This window comes from Streptomyces sp. NPDC002788, from assembly GCF_053592115.1.
This window is the reverse complement of sequence record NZ_JBSFVB010000004.1, coordinates 257,478-278,052: the sequence shown is the minus strand read 5'-3', so window position 1 is coordinate 278,052 and position 20,575 is coordinate 257,478. Positions and strand designations below refer to the sequence as shown.

Annotated in this window: 18 protein-coding genes and 1 pseudogene; 8 read left to right on the top strand and 11 right to left on the bottom strand. The window is 72.3% G+C overall.

From position 1 onward, the window contains the following. Positions 1-29 precede the first annotated feature (29 nt). Entirely contained in the window at positions 30-338 is a 309-nt protein-coding gene (locus ACWD1U_RS10305; RefSeq protein WP_451106424.1) for an arginase family protein, read from the bottom strand. Positions 339-488: 150 nt separating this feature from the next. Continuing rightward, positions 489-781, bottom strand: a pseudogene (locus ACWD1U_RS10300) (M1 family peptidase); the annotation flags it as partial. A gap of 130 nt (positions 782-911) precedes the next feature. On the opposite strand from ACWD1U_RS10300, the gene ACWD1U_RS10295 reads away from it, so the two are divergent. The 3 genes from ACWD1U_RS10295 (at position 912) to ACWD1U_RS10285 (ending at position 5,957) form a co-directional block, all read left to right on the top strand. Continuing rightward, positions 912-2,867, top strand: coding sequence for a Xaa-Pro dipeptidyl-peptidase (locus tag ACWD1U_RS10295; RefSeq protein WP_451106183.1), 1,956 nt, complete (start codon positions 912-914; stop codon positions 2,865-2,867). Next, positions 2,864-4,150, top strand: a complete 1,287-nt coding sequence (locus ACWD1U_RS10290) for a M14 family metallopeptidase (RefSeq protein WP_451106181.1) — start codon at positions 2,864-2,866, stop codon at positions 4,148-4,150. The genes ACWD1U_RS10295 and ACWD1U_RS10290 overlap by 4 nt, the downstream gene beginning before the upstream one ends. Positions 4,151-4,232: 82 nt before the next feature. Then, positions 4,233-5,957, top strand: a complete 1,725-nt coding sequence (locus tag ACWD1U_RS10285) for a BCCT family transporter (protein WP_451106179.1) — start codon at positions 4,233-4,235, stop codon at positions 5,955-5,957. Positions 5,958-6,234: 277 nt separating this feature from the next. On the opposite strand, the gene ACWD1U_RS10280 is transcribed toward ACWD1U_RS10285, so the two are convergent. Then, positions 6,235-7,185 carry an FAD-dependent oxidoreductase gene (locus ACWD1U_RS10280; RefSeq protein ID WP_451106177.1) on the bottom strand — a complete coding sequence of 317 codons (951 nt, stop codon included), beginning with the start codon at positions 7,183-7,185 and terminating at the stop codon, positions 6,235-6,237. Positions 7,186-7,251: 66 nt separating this feature from the next. Here ACWD1U_RS10280 and ACWD1U_RS10275 point away from each other — a divergent pair, with 66 nt between their 5' ends. Next, positions 7,252-8,274: an oxidoreductase gene (locus ACWD1U_RS10275; RefSeq protein WP_451106176.1), complete on the top strand. Its 1,023-nt coding sequence runs from the start codon at positions 7,252-7,254 to the stop codon at positions 8,272-8,274. Between the two features lie 25 nt (positions 8,275-8,299). Continuing rightward, complete coding sequence (locus ACWD1U_RS10270) at positions 8,300-9,940, top strand: ABC-F family ATP-binding cassette domain-containing protein (RefSeq protein WP_451106174.1); 1,641 nt, start codon at positions 8,300-8,302, stop codon at positions 9,938-9,940. 93 nt (positions 9,941-10,033) lie between these two features. Here the strand turns inward: ACWD1U_RS10270 and ACWD1U_RS10265 are convergent, their stop codons facing one another. From ACWD1U_RS10265 to ACWD1U_RS10250, 4 genes are all read right to left on the bottom strand, one after another. Then, positions 10,034-10,594, bottom strand: coding sequence for a putative glycolipid-binding domain-containing protein (locus ACWD1U_RS10265; RefSeq protein ID WP_451106172.1), 561 nt, complete (start codon positions 10,592-10,594; stop codon positions 10,034-10,036). Positions 10,595-10,702: 108 nt separating this feature from the next. Continuing rightward, positions 10,703-13,081 carry a Tex family protein gene (locus ACWD1U_RS10260; RefSeq protein ID WP_451106170.1) on the bottom strand — a complete coding sequence of 793 codons (2,379 nt, stop codon included), beginning with the start codon at positions 13,079-13,081 and terminating at the stop codon, positions 10,703-10,705. A gap of 99 nt (positions 13,082-13,180) precedes the next feature. Continuing rightward, complete coding sequence (locus ACWD1U_RS10255) at positions 13,181-13,312, bottom strand: LPFR motif small protein (protein WP_252100478.1); 132 nt, start codon at positions 13,310-13,312, stop codon at positions 13,181-13,183. Positions 13,313-13,440: 128 nt separating this feature from the next. Beyond that, positions 13,441-14,310 carry an SCO6745 family protein gene (locus ACWD1U_RS10250; protein WP_451106168.1) on the bottom strand — a complete coding sequence of 290 codons (870 nt, stop codon included), beginning with the start codon at positions 14,308-14,310 and terminating at the stop codon, positions 13,441-13,443. A gap of 127 nt (positions 14,311-14,437) precedes the next feature. Here ACWD1U_RS10250 and ACWD1U_RS10245 point away from each other — a divergent pair, with 127 nt between their 5' ends. Together ACWD1U_RS10245 and ACWD1U_RS10240 are read left to right on the top strand one after the other, a co-directional pair. After that, complete coding sequence (locus ACWD1U_RS10245; RefSeq protein WP_451106166.1) at positions 14,438-15,397, top strand: GlxA family transcriptional regulator; 960 nt, start codon at positions 14,438-14,440, stop codon at positions 15,395-15,397. Between the two features lie 70 nt (positions 15,398-15,467). After that, positions 15,468-16,103: a DJ-1/PfpI family protein gene (locus ACWD1U_RS10240; protein ID WP_451106164.1), complete on the top strand. Its 636-nt coding sequence runs from the start codon at positions 15,468-15,470 to the stop codon at positions 16,101-16,103. On the opposite strand, the gene ACWD1U_RS10235 is transcribed toward ACWD1U_RS10240, so the two are convergent. Continuing rightward, positions 16,090-16,845, bottom strand: coding sequence for an enoyl-CoA hydratase/isomerase family protein (locus ACWD1U_RS10235; protein ID WP_451106163.1), 756 nt, complete (start codon positions 16,843-16,845; stop codon positions 16,090-16,092). The two genes, ACWD1U_RS10240 and ACWD1U_RS10235, sit on opposite strands and share 14 nt — an antisense overlap. Positions 16,846-17,063: 218 nt before the next feature. Between ACWD1U_RS10235 and ACWD1U_RS10230 the strand changes: the two genes are divergently transcribed. Continuing rightward, positions 17,064-17,570: an ATP-binding protein gene (locus tag ACWD1U_RS10230; RefSeq protein ID WP_451106422.1), complete on the top strand. Its 507-nt coding sequence runs from the start codon at positions 17,064-17,066 to the stop codon at positions 17,568-17,570. 19 nt (positions 17,571-17,589) lie between these two features. On the opposite strand, the gene idi is transcribed toward ACWD1U_RS10230, so the two are convergent. From idi to galE, 3 genes are all read right to left on the bottom strand, one after another. After that, positions 17,590-18,183 carry an isopentenyl-diphosphate Delta-isomerase gene (gene idi, locus ACWD1U_RS10225; RefSeq protein WP_451106161.1) on the bottom strand — a complete coding sequence of 198 codons (594 nt, stop codon included), beginning with the start codon at positions 18,181-18,183 and terminating at the stop codon, positions 17,590-17,592. Positions 18,184-18,475: 292 nt separating this feature from the next. Beyond that, positions 18,476-19,411: a cation diffusion facilitator family transporter gene (locus ACWD1U_RS10220; RefSeq protein ID WP_451106159.1), complete on the bottom strand. Its 936-nt coding sequence runs from the start codon at positions 19,409-19,411 to the stop codon at positions 18,476-18,478. Positions 19,412-19,557: 146 nt separating this feature from the next. After that, a complete protein-coding gene (gene galE, locus ACWD1U_RS10215; RefSeq protein WP_451106157.1) occupies positions 19,558-20,529 on the bottom strand; it encodes a UDP-glucose 4-epimerase GalE in 972 nt (323 codons plus the stop codon). Positions 20,530-20,575 lie beyond the last annotated feature (46 nt).

Sequence of the window (20,575 nt, the reverse complement as noted above, 5' to 3'; positions counted from 1 at the left end):
CGGGCCGGGGCCGCTGCCAGTGGCCCCGGCTACGGTGAACGTGACAGCGGGTTCGAGGAGCGCCTGGCACGGAAGGGACACCGGTGCCACAGGGACTGACCACCGGGACCGACCGGCCCGGCTCGGTCCGGGCCGTCCCTGTCGAACGCCCGCACCAGACACTCGCCGAGGCGATCCGCGATCGTCCCGTCGGGGTCCAGCCGGGGGTTGAAGATCGCGACGTCGAGGCCGACGGCCCCGCCGCCGGACAGGGCCGTGCGCAGGACGGTCTCCAGCTCCTGCCAGGTCAGCCCGTCCGGCTGCCGGTAGTCGACGGCGGGCATGACCGCGTCGTCCAGTACGTCGACGTCGAAATGGACCCAGTACCCGGCGCTGTCGCCGGTCAGCAGCCCGACCGCCCGGCGGCCCGCCTCGGCCGCGCCCTCGGCTTCGCTGGAGCAGCCGAGCCGTGAACTCGTGGACGGCAGCCTGCCGTTGGAGACGGCCTATGTGCCGTTCGGGACCAGCACGGACACGTCGGGAACCACCACGCCGCCGCCTCGGGCTCGTTCGCCGCCACGCCCCCGTCCGGCGTGCGGTGCCAACTGGTGAAACCGTAGGCCCGCTTCGACGACGGCACCCCTCGGTAGCGCACCACGACCGTGATGGGCGTGCCCTTGGCCGGCGGGGTCTTCGGCGTGATCTCCAGCTCGTGATCGCCCGACGCCCGGAACGAGGCCCTGGCGCCGTTGACGCGCACCTCGTCGACGCCCAGCAGGAAGTGCTGGTTGAAGCTCGACAGGTGGCCCCCGTTGTCACGCGATCGCCATTCGGCCGACGTCGGACACCACCTTTCCGCCGTCTTTCCCGGACACGCCGGTCCGTCAGCTGTCCTCTTCTGAACAGGAGTTCACCCATGTAGCGTCCGGCGCATGCCGAAACGCACGCGCTTCACGACCTGGAGACCGCTCGCGACGGCGGCCACCGCCGCCCTGATGGCGACCCTGCTCACCCCGGCCGCGGCCCACGCCGCCCCGCGCGGCAGCGAACCCGTCCACTCCTACGAGAACGCCATCCGCGAGGCCGTCTGGGTGGACACCGGGCTCGACGGCGACCGAGACGGAAAGGCCGACCGGGTCGCCGTCGACATCGTCCGCCCCCGCGAACCCGCCCGGCAGGGCCGCAAGGTCCCCGTCATCATGGATGCCAGCCCGTACTACTCCTGCTGCGGACGCGGCAACGAGAGCCAGAAGAAGACGTACGACCCGAACGGCGACGTCGCACAGATGCCGCTGTACTACGACAACTACTTCGTCCCCCGCGGCTACGCCTTCGTCGGCGTGGACCTGGCCGGAACCAACCGCTCGGACGGCTGCGTCGACGTCGGCGGCCGTTCCGACATCCAGTCCGCGAAGGCCGTGGTCGACTGGCTGAACGGCCGCGCCAAGGCCTACACGACCCGCACCGGCACGACCCGCGCCGAAGCCGGCTGGACCAACGGCCGCACCGGCATGATCGGCAAGAGCTGGGACGGCACCATCGCCAACGGCGTCGCAGCCACCGGCGTCGAGGGCCTGAAGACCATCGTCCCGATCAGCGCCATCTCCTCCTGGTACGACTACTACTTCCAGCAGGGCGCCCCGCTCTACGACTCCGGCCCCGAGTGGCTGTCCGACTACGTCAACAGCCCCGCCGCCCGCGACAAGTGCGCCGCCGTCCAGCGTGAGCTCGTCGACGGCGCCCCGCGCACCGGCGACTGGACCCCGCTGTGGACCGAGCGCGACTACGTGAAGGCCGCGCGCAAGGTCAGGGCCAGCGTCTTCCTGATCCACGGCATGCAGGATCTCAACGTCCGTATGAAGCACGTCGGTCAGTGGTGGGACGCCCTCGCGAAGAACGGCGTCGAGCGCAAGATCTGGCTCTCTCAGACCGGCCACGTCGACCCCTTCGACTTCCGGCGCGGCGCCTGGGTCGAGACGCTGCACCGCTGGTTCGACCACGAACTCATGGGCTACGACAACGGCATCGACCGCGAGCCCATGGCCGACATCGAACGCGCGCCCGACCAGTGGACCACCTCCAGGACCTGGCCGCCGAGCGGCACCCGTGCCGCCACCCTGCGCCCCGACCAGGGCACCCAGGCCGGCGTGGGCACCCTCGGCCTGCACCGCGGCCGAGGCACCGAATCCTTCACGGACGACCCGGAGCGGAGCGAGGCCGACTGGGCCGCGCGGATCGACACGCCGACACCGGAGAAAGCCGGTTTCGTCACCGGGCCGCTCACCCGCGACCTGCGCCTGTCCGGCTCCTCCGAGGTCACCGTCACCGCGAAGACCTCCACCCCGACGGCCCACCTCTCCGCCGTCCTCGTGGACATCGGCCCCGCCACGATCCGCGACTACGCCGACGCCGGCGAAGGCATCGCCACCCTCACGAACCGCACCTGCTGGGGCGCGAGCACCGCCGGCGACAGCTCCTGTTTCAAGGAGACGCAGGCGAAGACCGCAGACGTCGACTACACGGTCGTCAGCCGCGGCTGGGCCGACCTCGGCAACCACGCCTCCGATCACAGAGGCTCCCCGCTCACCCCGGGCAAGCGGTACACGATCACCCTCGACCTGGCCGCGACCGACCACGTCGTCCCCAAGGGCCACCGTCTGGCACTGATCGTCGCGGGCACCGACCGGGGCCTCATCGACCCTCCCGTCGACAAGCCGAAGCTCACGCTCGACCTCTCCCGCACCTCGGCGCGCGTGCCCTTCGTCGGCGGAACCGCCGCCTTCGCCCGCGCCACCACGGGTGCCGCGTCCGCCGTGCGCGGCACCGCGTTCCTGGACGGAGTACGCGAGCCGCGCACCGCCCACCGCGTCCCGGAGGGAAGCCGGTGACCCGCGACACGACCCGCGTCCGCGCCCTGATCCTGGCCGCCGCGACCCTCGCGGCGTCCCTGGTCGCCGCACCGGCCCGGGCGGCCACCGACTCCCCGCCGCGCACCGGCTTCGAGCAGACGAACGGCGCCCGCTGGACCACCCAGTCCGAGGAGCGGGACTTCCTCGAGGCCGTCGACCGGTCGAGCAGCCGCGTCTCGATGACCCGCTTCGGCACGACGAAGCAGGGCCGCTCGCTCCAGCTGGTCCGCATCGGCACCCACCCGAGCCCCCACACCGTGCTGCTCGTGTGCAGCCAGCACGGCGACGAACCCTCCGGGCGCGAAGCCTGCCTGACCACCGTCCGGGACCTCGCCCACGCCCGTGACAGCCGCACCCGGCGCTTCCTGGAACGCACCACCGTCCTGGTCGTGCCCACCGCCAACCCCGACGGCTTGGCGGCCGGCACCCGCGGCAACGGCGACGGCGTCGACATCAACCGCGACCACCTCGCCCTGCGGACCGCCGAGGGCCGCGCCCTGGCCGCCGTCATCCGCGACCGGCGCCCCGACATCGTCTACGACCTGCATGAGTACGGAGCCACACCCCCGTACTACGACAAGGACCTCTTCGACCTGTGGCCGCGCAACCTCAACACCCACGAGGCGGTCCACGACGAGGCGAAGACCCTCTCCGAGGCCTACGTCCGCCCCGCGGCGCAGCTGGCCGGCCACTCGACCGGCACCTACGGCATCTGGACCGACCCCGAGACCGGCGAGCCGATCAGACAGGTCGCCGGAGACGGACAGGAGCGCATATTGCGCAACATGTCCGGTGTGAAGCACTCCGTCGGGCTGCTCATCGAAAGCCGCGTGGACCCGCTCACCGAGGCGGAGAAGGCGGACGAGGCGCTGAACAACCGGCGCCGGGTCACCTCGCAACTGAACGCGCTCAACGGCCTGTTCGGATACACCGACCAGCGCCGCGCACGGATCGAGGCGGCAACGGCCAGGGCACGGCTCGCGGGCTACACCGACACCGGCCCCGTCTACGTGGGCGGCGCCGACAACGACGCGCCCGAACCGGATGAAACCATCCAGAACCCACCCTGCGCCTACCGGCTCTCCGCCGGCCAGTACACCGAGGTGGGCGACGAACTCGCGCTGCACGGTGTGCGCGTACGCAAGGACGGCGAGGGCGTGCTCGTGCCCCTGCGCCAGCCCCTGCGGGCGCTCGTGCCGTTGCTGCTCGACGAGCGGGCCACGTACCACCTGACGGCGGCCGAGTCCGAAACGCAATGTTGAGGGGGGTGAATTTGCGCCATACGTGGTAGGGGCGTTACGGAGGACTTACGTCTCTCCTACGTTCCTATGAAAGGTGCCGCCTGTGACGCACGACCGACCAAGCGACAAGGATCCCCATGCGGGAGGCGCGCTGCCGGGTTCGGAAGCGGGCCTCCCCGGCCAGGAGAGGCCCCGGACCGACCGGATCGTCTTCGGCGTCACGGCGGTACTCACCCTCGCGTTCGTGGTCTGGGGCGCCGCGGCGACCGATTCGCTCGAAGACGTCTCCACCAGCCTGCTCAGCGGGCTGATGCACAACGGCGGCTGGGCGTTCATGCTCGCCGCCTCCGGCTTCGTCGTCTTCGCCCTCTGGCTCGCGATCAGCCGCTACGGCCGTATCCACCTGGGGGCGGAGGGCGAGGAGCCCGAATTCCGCACGGTGTCCTGGGTCGCGATGATGTTCAGCGCGGGCATGGGCATCGGCCTGATGTTCTACGGCGTGAGCGAGCCGCTGTCGCACTACGGCACGGCCCCGCCGGGCACCGACCCGGCCGACTCCGGCGAACGCATGCAGACGGCCATGGCCACCACCCTGTTCCACTGGACGCTCCATCCCTGGGCGATCTACGCGGTTGCCGGGCTCGCCATCGCCTACAGCACCTTCCGCAGGCGGCGCAGGCAGACCATCAGCGCCGTCTTCACCCCGCTCATCGGCAAGAAGCACGCGAACGGCGCCGCCGGGCGCGTCATCGACATCATCGCGATCGTCGCGACCGTCTTCGGCTCCGCCGCCTCCCTGGGGCTCGGCGCGCTGCAGATCGGCTCCGGTATGCAGGAGCTGAACTGGATGGACAAGGTGAGTACCGGGCTGCTCGTCGCGATCATCGCGGTGCTGACCCTGGCCTTCGTCGCGTCCGCGATCTCCGGTGTGGAGAAGGGCATCCAGTGGCTGTCCAACACCAACATGGTGCTGGCGCTGGTGCTGGCCCTGTTCGTGTTCGTGGCGGGCCCCACCATCATCGTGCTCGACCTGCTGCCCACGTCCGTCTTCGCGTACCTCGGCGACCTGCCCCAGCTGGCCGGGCGCACGGAGGCCAGCGGCGGCAAGGGCGTCGCGGACTGGCTGAGCAGCTGGACCGTCTTCTACTGGGCGTGGTGGATCTCCTGGACGCCGTTCGTCGGCATGTTCATCGCCCGGATCAGCCGGGGCCGGACGATCCGGCAGTTCGTCGGCGGTGTCATCCTCGTCCCCAGCACGGTGAGCCTGCTCTGGTTCGCGATCTTCGGCGGCTCGGCGATGAAGATGCAGGAGCAGGGCCGGCTCGGCAAGGAGGCGACCCCGGAGGGCCAGCTCTTCGACGTGCTCCAGCAGTTCCCCCTCGCCACCGTCACGAGCCTGCTGGTGATGATCCTCGTCGGCATCTTCTTCGTCTCCGGCGCCGACGCGGCCTCGATCGTCATGGGCACCCTGTCGCAGAAGGGCGCGCTCGAACCGGGCCGTCTGGTGGTCGTGTTCTGGGGTGTGGTCACCGGTGCGGTGGCCGCGATCATGCTGCTGGTCGGCAGCGGCCAGGGCGACGCCCTGACGGGTCTGCAGAACCTCACGATCCTCGCGGCGGCCCCGTTCGTCATCGTGATGATCTTCATGTGCGTCGCCCTCATGCGCGACCTGCGCCGCGACCCGGTGATCGTCCGCGAGCAGATGGGCTCGGAGGCCGTCGAACTGGCCGTCATCGAGGGCCACAGGAAGTACGACGGCGATTTCGAGTTCCGCGTGGGCCCGGGCCGCGGCCCGGACGTGGAGGGAGACCCGGTCGGCAAGCACTGAGCGGAGAACCGGGCGGCTCGGGCCGCCCGGTTCCGCCGTTTCGGCTGAGGTGGGCCAGGTCGATGCCGACCGGACGGGCCCGACGGCGAACGTCTTCGGCCGGGGACCGAGGCCAGGCGGCTCGGCTCCTCTCAGCCGGGTCGGCTCGTGCCCGTCGGCCGTGGGCCTGCCGCTCAGGGCTGTCGCCCTGTCGGTCCGGAACCGTCGCCGGGCCTGTCCGGCAGCGGAAGCGCGACCGCCGTCAGCCGGATGTCACCCGGCAGCGCTGCGGCCGCTCTCAGCCGGTGGCCAGCCGCGCCGCCTCCTGCGCGCAGCCCCAGGCCACCGTGACGCCCGCGCCCCCGTGGCCGTAGTTGTGCACCAGCAGGCGCCCGTCCGGGAGTTCCTCGCGGTCCAGGCGCACCGTGTCCCGGACGGGGCGCAGCCCCACCCGGTGCTCCAGTACCCGCGCCCCGGCGATCTCCGGCCGCAGCTCGGCGCAGCGCCGGACGATCGCCTCGGCCGTGGCGGGGTCGGGCTCCAGGGACCAGGCGTCCTCCTCGGTCGTACCGCCGAGGACGAGCCCGCCCGGCTGCGGGAACATGTACGCGTACTGCCCGGCCGCGTCGCTGGAGACGAGCCAGGTGTCGATCCCCGGGTTCTCCACCACGACCAGTTGCCCGCGCACCGGACGCACGGAGGGATCCGGCACCAGTTCCCGCGCCGCGAGCCCCGTGCAGTTGACCACGACCGGCGCGTCGGCCTCCGCGAAGGAGGACACCGTACGCGCCTCCACCACCCCGCCCGCGGCGACGAACCGCTTCCGCAGCCACGGCAGATGAACCGGCATGTCGATCAGCGGCAGCCGCGCCCTGACGCCCGTCCCGGCGTACTCCCCGGCCGTCGTGGCCCGCAGCCCCGGCACCCGCCCCGCCAACCACCCGGAGACCTCGTCGAGCCGGGTGTCACCCAGTACCCCTTCGGCCATGCGTACGCCGGCCCGCTCGGTCCCCGCCGCCAGCTCCTCGTACACCTCCAGCGACCGCAGTGCCCACGCCCGTGCGAGCGCGACCGGCTCGATGCGGTACGGCCACCACAGCGCACCCGCGACGGCGGAGGTGGTCGCCTCGACGGCGTCCCGCGTCCACACCCGCACCCGGTGCCCCCGCTCGGCGAGAACCACGGCGGTCGTCAGCCCGACGACCCCACCACCGACGACCACGATCCCGTCACTCAGCTCACTCGACATGCCCGGACCGTAGCGGAATGTGTCATGCCGTGCTGACATCACCCCTTGTGCGGGGATACTCACAGCATGTGTGCCGAGTACGCGACCTTCGGCCTGGCTCCCGCGATGCGGGCCGGGGGAGTCCTCACCGACGGTGGTTACCAGGTCCACCGGGACTTCGTGGACTTCATCGTCGACGGACGCCCGCTGCTGTTCCAGCTCTCCGACCTCGACGCGGTCTCCCCGCTCGCCTCCGACGTCCCACCCGCGATCTTCACCGCGCAGGTCCGCAGCCTGCTCCTGGAGAGCCCGGCCCCCCTGCCCGGCGGCCGGTACGTCGTCTACGGCTGTCCCGAGTGCGAGGACCTGGCCTGCGGCGCCGTCACCGCGGTCATCCAGCGGGACGGCGAGGACTTCATCTGGCGGGACTTCGCCTGGCAGACCGGCGAACACGCCGATCTGGACCTCAACGGCTTCCGCGGCATCGGCCCGTTCCGCTTCCCCGGCGCCGAGTACCGGGCGGCCCTGAGCGCCCTGCTGAACGGCTCCGCCCCCGACGTCCGCCGCCGCGTCCTGCTGATCGGCGCCCGTGTCGCCGTCCTCGCCAGACTCGCCGCGGCGTTACGCACCATCGGCGTCGGTGCCGACATCGCCCATGACGCCCACGGAGTACCCGCCGACGAACTGCGCCGCTACGGCGCCGTCGCCTTCGGCCAGGGCACCGGCGAGCGGGAACGCGCCGCCGTCCGCCGGGCCTTCGAACGCGCCGGGGTCCCGGTCGCCTGCGTCGACGGCCTCGCCCCGATCGTGCCCCTCCTCGTCGCCCAGATCGAGCACGCCCTGGACCACAGCCCGGCCGGGCAGCGCCGCCTCACCGGCCTGACCGCCGACGGCGACGGTGCGGACGTCGAGGTCACCTCCGCCTGCCGGGTCACCCTCACCGCGTACCGCCTCGACCGGCTCTCCCGCAGCCACACCCACGAACTCTTCGACGGCGTCCTCCAACCGGGCCGCCACCGAGTCGCCCTCGACGCGAAGGCGGTCAGGGGGCGGTCCTTCGTCGTGGCGCGCACCTCCACCAGCGTCCTGGTGACGGCCGTGACCCACTGAGCGGCCCATTAGGATCGGCGCTCTGATGACTGCCACCCTCGTCGCCAAGAACCTCGCCGCCGGCCACGGCGACCGCTCCCTGTTCACCGGACTCGACCTCGTCGTCGCCCCAGGCGACGTGATCGGCCTGGTCGGGGCCAACGGTGCGGGCAAGTCCACCCTGCTGAGGATGCTCGCCGGCCTCACCGCGCCCGAGCAGGGGGAGCTGCGCCTGGCCCCGCCGACCGCCACCGTCGGCCACCTCCCGCAGGAGCCGGACCGCCGCCCCGGCGAGACCGTACGGGCGTTCCTGGCCCGCCGCACCGGCGTCGCCGAGGCCCAGCGGACCATGGACGAGGCGACCCAGGCCCTGGTCGACGGGGCGCCCGGCGCCGACGACGCCTACGCCACGAGCCTGGAGCGCTGGCTCGGCCTCGGCGGCGCCGACCTCGACGAACGCGCCGAGGAGGTCACCGACTCCCTCGGCCTCGCGGTCGGCCTGGACCAGCCGATGACGTCCCTGTCAGGCGGCCAGGCGGCCCGCGCCGGCCTCGCCTCCCTGCTGCTGTCCCGCTACGACGTCTTCCTCCTCGACGAGCCGACCAACGACCTCGACCTGGACGGTCTGGAGCGCCTCGAACGCTTCGTGAGCGGCCTGCGCGCCGGCACGGTCGTCGTCAGCCACGACCGCGAGTTCCTCACCCGCACCGTCACCAAGGTCCTCGAACTCGACCTCGCCCAGCGGCAGATCAACCTCTACGGCGGCGGCTACGAGGCTTACCTGGAGGAGCGGGACGTTGCCCGCCGGCACGCCCGCGACGAGTACGAGGAGTACGCCGACAAGAAGGCGGCGCTCCAGGACCGCGCGCAGATGCAGCGCTCCTGGATGGACAAGGGAGTGAAGAACGCGCGCCGCAAGGCGGGCGGCGACAACGACAAGATCGGCCGCAAGTTCCGCAGCGAAGCCAGCGAGAAGCAGGCCGCGAAGGCCCGGCAGACCCAACGCATGATCGAGCGGCTGGAGACCGTCGAGGAACCGCGCAAGGAGTGGGAACTGCGCATGGAGATCGCGTCGGCCCCGCGCTCGGGCGCCGTCGTCGCGACTCTGCGGGACGCCGAGGTGCGCCGCGACGGCTTCGTCCTCGGCCCGGTCTCCCTCCAGATCGACTGGGCGGACCGGGTGGCGGTGACGGGCGCGAACGGCGCCGGCAAGTCCACGCTGCTCGCCGCCCTGCTCGGCCGCGTCCCGCTGGACGTCGGGCACACCGCGCTCGGCTCGGGCGTCCTGCTGGGCGAGGTCGACCAGGCCCGCGATCTGTTCCACGGCCAGGAGTCCCTGCTCGACGCCTTCCGCGCGGCTGTCCCGGACACCGAACCGGCCGAGGTCCGCACCCTGCTGGCCAAGTTCGGCCTCAGAAGGGACCACGTCCTGCGCCCGGCGGCGACCCTCTCCCCGGGTGAACGCACCAGAGCCGCGCTGGCGCTGCTCCAGGGCCGGGGCGTCAACCTTCTCGTCCTAGACGAGCCCACGAACCACCTCGACCTGCCCGCCATCGAGCAGCTGGAGTCGGCCCTCGACGCCTACGAGGGCACGCTCCTGCTGGTCACCCACGACCGGCGCATGCTGGACGCCGTACACGTGACACGCCGCCTGGAGGTGGCGGACGGCAAGGTGACCGAGCGCTGAGGGGTCCTTCCACTGTGCCCGCCCGGGTCGCGCGGCCCGGCACCGCGCCTCGCCGCGTTGCCGAAGCGCCCAGGTGGCTCCGCTACCAGGACCCTAAGGGGCCGCCGCCAGACGGGTCGCCAGGGAGGGGTAGTCCACGACGTACCCCTCCTCGTCGAACTCCAGGTCGCTGCGGAAGCCACCGGAGGCATAGCGGACCCGTCCCGGTCCGAGATGCGTGTACGTCTGCCGCGACGGGCGCAGCGTCAGGTCCGGCACGGACACCCAGGCCATCAGGAACTCCAGTTCGCCCGGCGCCCGATGGAGGCCGTGCCGGAGCACCGGCATGGTGTTGGTGAGCGGGGACAGCCCGAGATCGCAGTCGAGGGCGCCGTCGACCTCCGGAAACCGCTCGTCGTTCGCGGTCCACCCGCCCCCGCCGTCGTGCCGCAGGTCGAGCGTGCGGCTTCCGCCGGCGGACTCGACCGTCACCCGCAGCCGACGGGTCACGAACCCGTCGGCCGCGTCGAGGTCGTACGTGACCCAGTAGGGCTCCGGATCGGTCCCGACGGCCCGTCCGCGCGCCCGGAGCACGCCGTCCCCGCGCTGCACCCAGGCGGTCTCGAGCCCCCGGCTGCCGGACACGTCCCAGGTGAGGACACGCGAAGTGAACATGCAGATCACTCTAGGTCCGAAGAGGCTCCAAGCGCCTCTTCGGGGGCGTGGGGAACTGCGCCGGCCGCGGCGGACCCGCAGCTCCCCACCGTCTGCGCGGCGGAGCCGTCAGCGCTTGCCGTTCTTCGGATTCACCAGCCCGGCCCGGCGCAGCGCGTCGGCCATCGCGCCGTTGGCCGGCGGCGCCTGACGCGAACCGCCGCCCTGGCCCCCGCGACCGCCGCCCTGGCGCTGCTGCGGGGGACGCCCGCCGCGCTGCCGGCGCTCGCCGGACCCGTCGCCCTGCCCCTGCGAAGCCGCCTCGTCGTCCAGGCGCAGCGTCAGGGAGATCCGCTTGCGCGGGATGTCGACATCGAGGACCTTCACCTTGACGATGTCCCCCGGCTTCACCACGTCCCGGGGGTCCTTCACGAAGGTCTTCGACATCGCGGAGACGTGCACCAGGCCGTCCTGGTGGACGCCGACGTCGACGAACGCCCCGAAGGCGGCGACATTCGTCACCACGCCCTCCAGGATCATCCCGGCCGCCAGGTCGGAGATCTTCTCGACGCCCTCCTTGAAGGCGGCCGTCTTGAACGCCGGGCGCGGGTCGCGGCCGGGCTTCTCCAGTTCCTTGAGGATGTCGGTGACGGTCGGCAGACCGAACGACTCGTCCACGAAGTCCTGCGGCTTCAGCGACCGCAGCACGGAGGTGTTCCCGATGAGCGCGGCGACCTCCTGCCCGGCCGTCTTCACCATGCGCCGGACGACCGGGTAGGCCTCCGGGTGCACGCTGGAGGCGTCCAGCGGATCGTCGCCGCCGCGGATCCGCAGGAAGCCCGCGCACTGCTCGTAGGCCTTCGGGCCGAGCCGCGCCACCTTCTTCAGCTCGCCGCGGGACGTGAACGGTCCGTTCTGGTCCCGGTGCGCCACGATGTTCTCGGCGAGCCCCGAGGTGATGCCGGAGACCCGGGAAAGCAGCGGCGCCGACGCCGTGTTGACGTCCACGCCCACGCCGTTCACACAGTCCTCCACCACCGCGTCCAGCGAGCGCGACAGCTTCACCTCGGACAGGTCGTGCTGGTACTGGCCGACACCGATCGACTTCGGGTCGATCTTCACCAGCTCGGCCAGCGGGTCCTGGAGCCGTCGGGCGATCGACACGGCGCCGCGCAGCGACACGTCCATGTCGGGCAGCTCCTGGGAGGCGAACGCGGACGCCGAGTACACGGACGCGCCGGCCTCGGAGACCATCACCTTGGTGAGGTTCAACTCCGGGTGCTTGGCGATCAGTTCCCCGGCGAGCTTGTCGGTCTCGCGGGACGCCGTGCCGTTGCCGATCGCGATCAGCTCGACCGCGTGCTCCTCGGCGAGCCGGGCCAGCTTGGCGATGGCCTCGTCCCAGCGGTTGGCCGGGACGTGCGGGTGGATGACGTCCGTGGCGACGACCTTGCCGGTCGCGTCGACCACGGCGACCTTCACGCCGGTACGGAAACCGGGGTCCAGGCCGAGCGTCGCGCGCGTGCCGGCCGGGGCGGCGAGCAGCAGGTCGCGCAGGTTCGCCGCGAAGACCCGCACCGCCTCGTCCTCGGCGGCCGTGCGCAGCCGCAGCCTGAGGTCGATGCCGAGGTGGACGAGGATGCGGGTGCGCCACGCCCAGCGGACCGTGTCGGTGAGCCACTTGTCGCCGGGGCGGCCCCGGTCGGCGATCCCGAACCGGTTGGCGACGATCCCCTCGTACGACGACGGTCCGTCCGTCGGCTCCTCAGGTTCCAGGACGAGGTCGAGGACCTCCTCCTTCTCGCCGCGCAGCATCGCGAGGATGCGGTGCGAGGGCAGTTCCGTGAACGGCTCGGCGAAGTCGAAGTAGTCGGCGAACTTCGCCCCCGCCTCCTCCTTGCCGTCCCGCACCTTGGCGGCCAGCCGCCCCCGCACCCACATCCGCTCGCGCAACTCGCCGATCAGGTCGGCGTCCTCGGAGAACCGCTCGGTGAGGATCGCCCGGGCACCGTCGAGGGCGGCCTGCGGATCGGCCACGCCGTTGCCGGCGTCGACGAACGCGGCGGCCGCGGCGAGGGGCTCGACGCTCGGATCGCCGAGCAGCCCCTCCGCCAGCGGCTCGAGACCGGCCTCGCGCGCGATCTGCGCCTTGGTGCGCCGCTTGGGCTTGTACGGGAGGTAGACGTCCTCCAGGCGGGCCTTTGTCTCGGCGCCCCGGATCCGGGCCTCCAGCTCCTCGGTGAGCTTGCCCTGCTCGCGCACCGAGTCCAGGATCGCCGCCCGCCGCTCCTCCAGCTCCCGCAGATAGCGCAGCCGCTCCTCGATCGTGCGCAGCTGCGCGTCGTCGAGCATCTCGGTCGCTTCCTTGCGGTAGCGGGCGATGAAGGGCACCGTAGAACCGCCGTCGAGCAGCTCCACGGCAGCCCTGACCTGCCGCTCCCTTACGCCGAGTTCCTCGGCGATCCTGCCTTCGATGGACCCTACTTCGATGGACCCGGGTGTCGTCACGATCCCGTACCGCCTTCTCCACTGAGGTTGCGCGGCAATTGTGGCAGGTGACACCGACACTCGGGGATCAGGGCGACCCCGGCAGGTCGGAAATCCGAATCAGGCCCTGCGGCTGCGGGTCGAGGACGAGGCCCCGCCGAAGAGCCGGGCCAGGGCCCGGAAAGGAAGCGTCACCACGGTGGCGATGGCGCCGCCGATCTGGCGCAGCACGTCTGCGATAGCACGGAACACGAAATTCCCCTTTCTCCACTCCGGCCGCACCGGCCGGTGAAGAGCGGGTACCTCGCAGACGCCTCACCATGCGTCACGACCGAACACCCATGCCCGACGCGGGTCTCGCAGCCGCAGCGGAGCGCGCCTCACCGCTTGCCGAACAGCCCCACCGGATAGGCCCCCGCCGTGACGGCCGCCCGGGCGAACGACGCCCCCAGCTCGGTCAGCCGGGCCACGCCCTCCGGCCCCAGGTGCTCGTACGGCGCCCGGTCGAGGCGGTCGGTCTCCTGCTCGATCTCCTCGCGCAGGGCGAGGCCGCGCTCCGTGAGTTCACAGGCCTGGTCCAGCAGCCCGCGTTCCCGCAGCCGGTCCGCCGCCGCGTCCCACTCCTCCTGGCTCCAGCCGCGGGTGGTGAACACCCACTTCGGCGTCATGCCCTTGCCGGTCGCCGTGTGGGTCACCATCGCCTCGAGACCGTCCAGCCCCGCCGACATCAGCACGGCCAGATGCCCGTCGCCCCGGTGCTCGCGCAGCAGCGTCGCCGCGTGCCAGTACGCGAGGTGCGCCTCCTCGGGCACGGGCAGGTCCGCATGGGCGGCGTACAGCGGCCTCGCTCCGCGCCCACAGGCCTCGGCGGCGCGCAGGGCGAGCCGCGCGGCCTCGGCCATCTCCGCCGACGCCAGTGCCTCTTCGCCCAGCAGGCGGCGCAGGGTCGCGTCGACCGCACGCACGCGTGCTGCCAGCACCTGCCCAGGCGTGGCCGTCTCCCACACGGCCGGCACGTGCCGGGCCACCAGCTCGTACTTGTAGTTGTAGAAGGCGGCTGCCACCGCCCCGGCCCCGACCGGCCCGAGGGCGGCGGCCCGCACGGCGAAGTTCACGGCGTGGGGGTCGCAGACGCCGACGGCACCCAGCTCCCGTCCCAGGTCCGGCGAGAAGTAGTGCGTCGCGTGCAGGGAGTTGAGCACGTGCTGGCAGCGTCGGCCGGCGCGCGGTTCCAGGGCGGCACTCGTCATGCCGGGTAGGTTACCAACCGCTTGGTACGGCTTCCGGGCCGGTGTCCCGCACGGCGGAGCCGTATGGCAGGAAAGGTGGGGGACCCGTCATTGCGGTCATGCTCGGGACCGGCGAAGAATCGAGGGCATGGCCCAGCGCACGGTTCTCGTCGTCCTCTTCGACGGCCTGCAGAGTCTCGACGTCACCGGGCCCGTGGAGGTCTTCGCGGGCGCGGACCTGCTCTCCCCGGGCGCGTACCGGATCAGCACGGCGTCCCTGGACGGCGCGCCCGTGCGGACCACCAGCGGCCTGACCCTCGTACCCGACGAGTCCCTGACCACCGCGGCCGACCCGGACATCCTCCTCGTCCCCGGCGGAACGGGCAGCCTGCGGCCCGACCCGCGCCTGGTCGACTGGGTGCGCGAGCACGGGCCGCGTGCCGCCCGCCTGGTCTCCGTGTGCACCGGTGCGGCCGTGCTCGCCGAGGCGGGTCTCCTGGACGGCCGCCGCGCCACGACCCACTGGGCGTACTGCGACCGGCTCGCCCGCGACCACCCGGCCGTCGAGATCGACCCCGACCCCGTCTACGTACGCGACGGGCACATCGCCACCTCGGCCGGGGTCACCGCCGGCATCGACCTCGCCCTCGCCCTGGTCGAGGAGGACCTGGGCCGGGACGCCGCCCTCACCATCGCCCGCCACCTGGTGGTGTTCCTGCGCCGGCCCGGGAACCAGGCCCAGTTCAGCGCCCAGTTGGCGGCCCAGACCGCCCACCGCGAGCCCCTGCGGGCCGTCCAGCAGTGGATCACCGGCCACCCGGACGCGGACCTCTGCGTCGAAACCCTCGCCGCCCGCGCCCGCCTCTCGCCCCGCCACTTCGCCCGCGCCTTCCGCGCCGAGACCGGCATGACACCGGGCCGCTACGTGGACCGTGTCCGCCTCGAACACGCCCGCCGCCTGCTGGAGGACACCGCCGACGGCATCGAGGAGATCTCCCGCACCAGCGGCTACGGCACCCCCGAGGCCATGCGCCGCGCCTTCGTCAAGGCCCTCGGCGCGCCCCCGGCGGAGTACCGCCGCCGCTTCCGCCCCGCCACGGCGCCCTGAACGGAAGCCCGACCTCGGCGCCCGGGCCAGTCGACCACTCCGCAACCACCGCACCGACCGAAGGGACCTCATGCAGATCGCCATCGTCCTCTACGAAGGCTTCACCGCCCTCGACGCCGTGGGTCCGTACGAGACCCTCGGCCGCCTCCCGGACGCGGAGACCGTCTTCGTCGCCGAGGAGACCGGCCCCGTCCGGAACGACTCGGGCAACCTCGCGCTCGTCGCCGACCGTACCCTGGCCGACGTGCCGAACCCCGACATCATCGTCGTCCCCGGCGGTCCCGGCCCGCTCCCGCTGGCGGCCGACGGGCCTCTGCTCACCTGGCTGCGCACCGCGGACGCCACCAGCACCTGGACGACGTCCGTGTGCACCGGCTCGCTGCTGCTCGCCGCCGCCGGATTCCTCCGGGGCCGCCGCGCGACCTCCCACTGGCTGGCCCTGGACGAGCTGAAGCTGTACGGCGCCGAGCCCACGGGGGAGCGCGTCGTCACCGACGGCAAGTACGTCACCGCGGCCGGCGTCTCCTCCGGCATCGACATGGGACTGACCCTGCTCGGCCGCATCGCGGGCGACGACCACGCACAGATCGTCCAGCTCGCCACCGAGTACGACCCACAGCCGCCCTACGACGCCGGATCACCCGAGAAGGCACCCGCCCACATCGTCGACCTGCTCCGGTCGCACGCCGACGTCATCCTGACCTAGGCACGCTCCAGCGGAACCGCGGCTGCCTGCGCTCCAGGAACGCGGCGACGCCCTCCGCGGTGTCGCCGCTCCCGCGCGCCTGCCCGGCCCAGTACGCGTCCCGGTCCGCACGCCCGTCCGCGAACTCCTTCGCCGCCGCCTGCGTCAGCTGCGATCGGGACACCAGGCTCCGAGTGAACTCGGCGGCACGCTTGGAGAGTTCACCCTCGGGCAGCACCTCGTCGACCAGACCGGTGCGCAGCGCCCGCTCCGCGTCGATCAGCTCCCCGGAGAACAGCAGATACTTGGCGGTGGCCGGCCCCACCAGGGACACCAGCCGCCGGGTCCAGGACGCCGGATACACGATGCCGAGTTTCGCGGGCGTCACCCCGAACAACGCCCCCTCCTCGGCGAACCGCAGATCACAGGCCGCCGCCAACTGTGCCCCGCCACCTACGCAGTGCCCCCGGACCGCCGCCAGTGTCGGCTTCGGGAAACCGGCCAGAGCCTCCTCGGCCCGCACGGCCAGCCCCTGCGCCTCCTCCGGCGCGACCCGCAGCGTCGAGATGTCGGCCCCGGCGCAGAACGTCCCGCCCTCGCCGGTGAGCACCAGCGCCCGCACGGAGGAATCGCCCGCGAGCTCCTCCAGCAGCGGCGGCAGGGCGCCCCACATCGCGGCCGTCATGGCGTTGCGCTTCTCCGGATTGCGGATGACGACCGTCGCGACCGAGTCGGTCACGCCGTACTGCAACTGCGGCTCCATGCGCCGGATGCTATCCGCATGCCAAACCCGTACAACCCGAATAGTTCGCCGAGACGGCACAACAGGGACAGGACCAGTCCCACAACTGACCGTGTCATACGCCAACGGTCAGAAGCGCTCGATAGTTGCTGACTTGTGTTCAGCCCCGGGGTCGGGAGCGCATCGTTACCAACACTCGACGTGTGGCGACAATCGAACGCGAGGGTGGCGACCGGACGATGGACGACGACGGGCGTGGGTTCGGCCCACGCCCAGAGGGCGGCGCGGCGCCCCTCGGCCCCGGGCCCGCGGATCCGCTGCCGTACGAAGGGGTCTGGAGGTTCACCGCACCGGCGGTCGACGCCTCGGTCCCGCAGGCCCGGCACGCGGTACGGGACCTGCTGCTGCGTCAGGGCGTGCCCGTCTCGGACGACCTGGCCCAAGGGCTGCTGCTGATCGTCTCCGAGCTGGTGACGAACGCCGTGAAGCACGCGGCGGTGCTGTCGCCGACGATCGCCGTGGAGGTGGCCGTCGGCGCCGAGTGGCTGCGCCTGTCCGTGGAGGACAACCACCCGTACCGGCCCACGGCCCTGGAGGCCGACCACGGCCGGACGGGCGGCCGCGGGCTGCTCCTGGTGCGCGAGATCACCCGGGAGGCGGGCGGCCTCTGCGAGGTCGAGTACACCGCGAGCGGCGGCAAGGTGATCTGGGCCGCCCTGCCGCTCGAACCCGCGCCCTTCTCCTAGGCCCTGTCCGGACCCCGCGTCACCAGCCGGCCGACGTACCCGTCAGCTCCCTGATCGCAGGCCGGGCCGCGTCCAGAACGGTCATGAACCAGGACGAGAAGGTGTCCTTGGCGTGCCGCTCCGCCAGCTCCGGCGGGGTCACGAACGCCGTCGACGCGACCTCCTCCGGATCCGGCCGCAGCACGGCCTGCACCATGCCGACGAAGAGGTGGTTGTACTCCTGCTCCACCAACCCCGACTCCGGGTCCGGGTGGTTGTAGCGGACCGTGCCCGCCTCGGCCAGCAGGGACGGGGAGGCGCCGAGCTCCTCGAACGTGCGCCGCGCCGCCGCCGCGAAGGGCGCCTCACCCGGGTAGGGGTGGCCGCAGCAGGTGTTGGACCACACGCCGGGGGAGTGGTACTTGCCCAGCGCGCGCTGCTGCAGCAGCAGCCGGCCGTACTCGTCGAAGAGGAACACGGAGAACGCGCGGTGCAGTTGTCCGGGCGGCTGGTGGGCGGCGAGCTTCTCCGCGGTGCCGATCGTCACGCCGTCCTCGTCGACCAGTTCCAGCAAAATCGCGTCTGCGGTGCCGCTCGACGGGCTGTGCGTCGCGGTGGCAGGTGTGATCGGCATACCCATCCTTCACATCGGTCTTCGCGCCCCAAGTCTGCCGTACGAATCCGGCACTCCCGGCACTTCGCTGCGAGCCCGCATGTCCCGCACGGTGAGGCGGAGCGCGGACGGCGCCGCTCGGGTGCCGGAAGAGGGACCCAGGAGGGGAGCGTGCCCGGCCCGATGGGCCGGAAATCGTCCCCGCGGGTGCTGTGAGAGCCAGGGCCGGGGCGCGCGCCGGAGGGCTGCGTTACCCGGCGCACGCAGGGCGGAGTGCGCCCCACCAGCCACATGCGCCTCAGGAACCGGCGCGTCAGTGGCAAAGACGCGCCTCGTGCTCCGCGTGCCCGCTCGGCTCGAGCTGGAAGGTGCAGTGCTCCACGTCGAAGTGGTCGCCGAGGCAGTCCTGGAGCTCGTGGAGCATCTTCTCGTGGCCTATCGCGTTCAGCGCCTCGGAGCTGACGACCACGTGGGCGGAGAGCACCGGCATGCCGGAGGTGATCGTCCAGGCGTGCAGGTCGTGGACGTCGTGCACACCGTCGGTGGCGAGTATGTGCGCCCGCACCTCCGCCATGTCGACGCCCTTGGGGGCCGCCTCCAGCAGTACGTCGAGCGTCTCGCGCAGCAGCTTCCACGTCCGGGGCACGATCATCAGCGCGATGACCAGCGAGGCGATCGGATCGGCGGGCTGCCAGCCGGTGAGCATGATCACCAGGGACGAGATGATCACCGTGACGGAACCCAGGGCGTCCGCCGCCACCTCCAGGAACGCGCCGCGCACGTTCAGGCTCTCCTTCTGGCCGCGCATCAGCAGCGACAGCGACACCAGGTTCGCGACCAGGCCGATCACACCGAACAGGAGGGCGAGCCGGCCCTCGGTGTCCGCCGGAGTGATGAAGCGCTGTACCGACTCGTACACGACGTAGCCCCCGGCCCCGAGCAGCAGCAGGCAGTTGGCCAGGGCGGCGAGGATCTCGGCGCGGGCGTAGCCGAAGGTGGCGCGGTCGCTCGGGGGGCGGTTCGCGAAGCGGATGGCGAGCAGCGCCATGGCCAGGCCCAGTGCGTCCGTCGCCATGTGCGCCGAGTCCGCGACGAGCGCGAGCGAGTCGGCGAGGATCCCACCGACGACCTGGACGACGACGATGCCGAGCGTGATCGCCAGCGCCCCCCGCAGCCTGCCGCGATACGCCGAGGTCGCCGTACCGCCGGCCGCGCCGTGCGCGTGCCCGTGATCGTGCCCAGCCCCCATGAAACGTCACCCTCCTGCGTCCGCCTGATTCGTGCTCGGGCAGCCCAGTGAACTACGGGGAGGGGGTATCCGCAACGCGGCACTGAACACCGTTGTCATGTGCCTTGACCTGGGGAAACGTTGCCGGGGTCAGCACCCCGGGCGGGTCAGGAACCGTGGCGCAGCAGCCAGCCCCGCCAGGCCGACTCGATCATCTCGCGCACCCCGCGCCGGGCGGTCCAGCCGAGTTCCGCAGCCGCCCGGGCCGCCGAGGCGACCGCCCGCGGGGCGTCCCCGGGGCGGCGCTCCTCGACGACCGGGGGCCGCCGGTCGCCGGTGACCTCGCCGATGACCGTGATCAGCTCGCGGACCGAGACGCCCTCCCCGCGCCCGACGTTGACCGTCAGGTCTCCCGTGCCCCCGCCCTCGGCCAGGCGCCGGGCCGCCGCGAGGTGCGCCTCGGCCAGGTCGGCTACGTGGATGTAGTCACGGACACAGGTGCCGTCCGGCGTCGGGTAGTCGTCCCCGAAGATCCTCGGGGCCTCGTCCCGGGTCAGCCGGTCGAAGACCATCGGGACGATGTTGAAGACGCCGGTGTCGGCCAGCTCGGGCGCGGCCGCGCCCGCCACGTTGAAGTAGCGCAGACACACGGTGGAGATCCCGTGCGCCCGGCCCGCCGCCCGCACCAGCCACTCCCCGGCGAGCTTGGTCTCGCCGTAGGGGTTCACCGGCGCGCAGGGCGTGTCCTCCGTGATGAGGTCCACGCCGGGGTCGCCGTACACCGCCGCCGACGAGGAGAACACCAAGCGCCGGACCCCGGCCTCGGCGACCGCGTCCAGCAGGGTCGCCAGGCCGCCGACGTTCTCCCGGTAGTAGCGCGTCGGCTGCGCGACGGACTCGGCGACCTGCTTGCGGGCCGCGAGATGCACCACACCCGTCACCCCGTGCTCGGCGAAGACCCGCTTCAGCAGTCCCCCGTCGAGCGAGGAGCCCCGTACGAGCGGGACCTCGGACGGGAGCCGCGCGGGCACCCCGGCGGACAGGTCGTCCAGGGCGAGGACGCGCTCCCCGGCCCCGGTCATGGCCCTGGCCACATGGGCCCCGATGTAGCCGGCCCCGCCGGTGATCAGCCAAGTCATGGTCGTCCACCCTATGCCGCCCCGGCCGGGCCCTGCGCAATGTCCC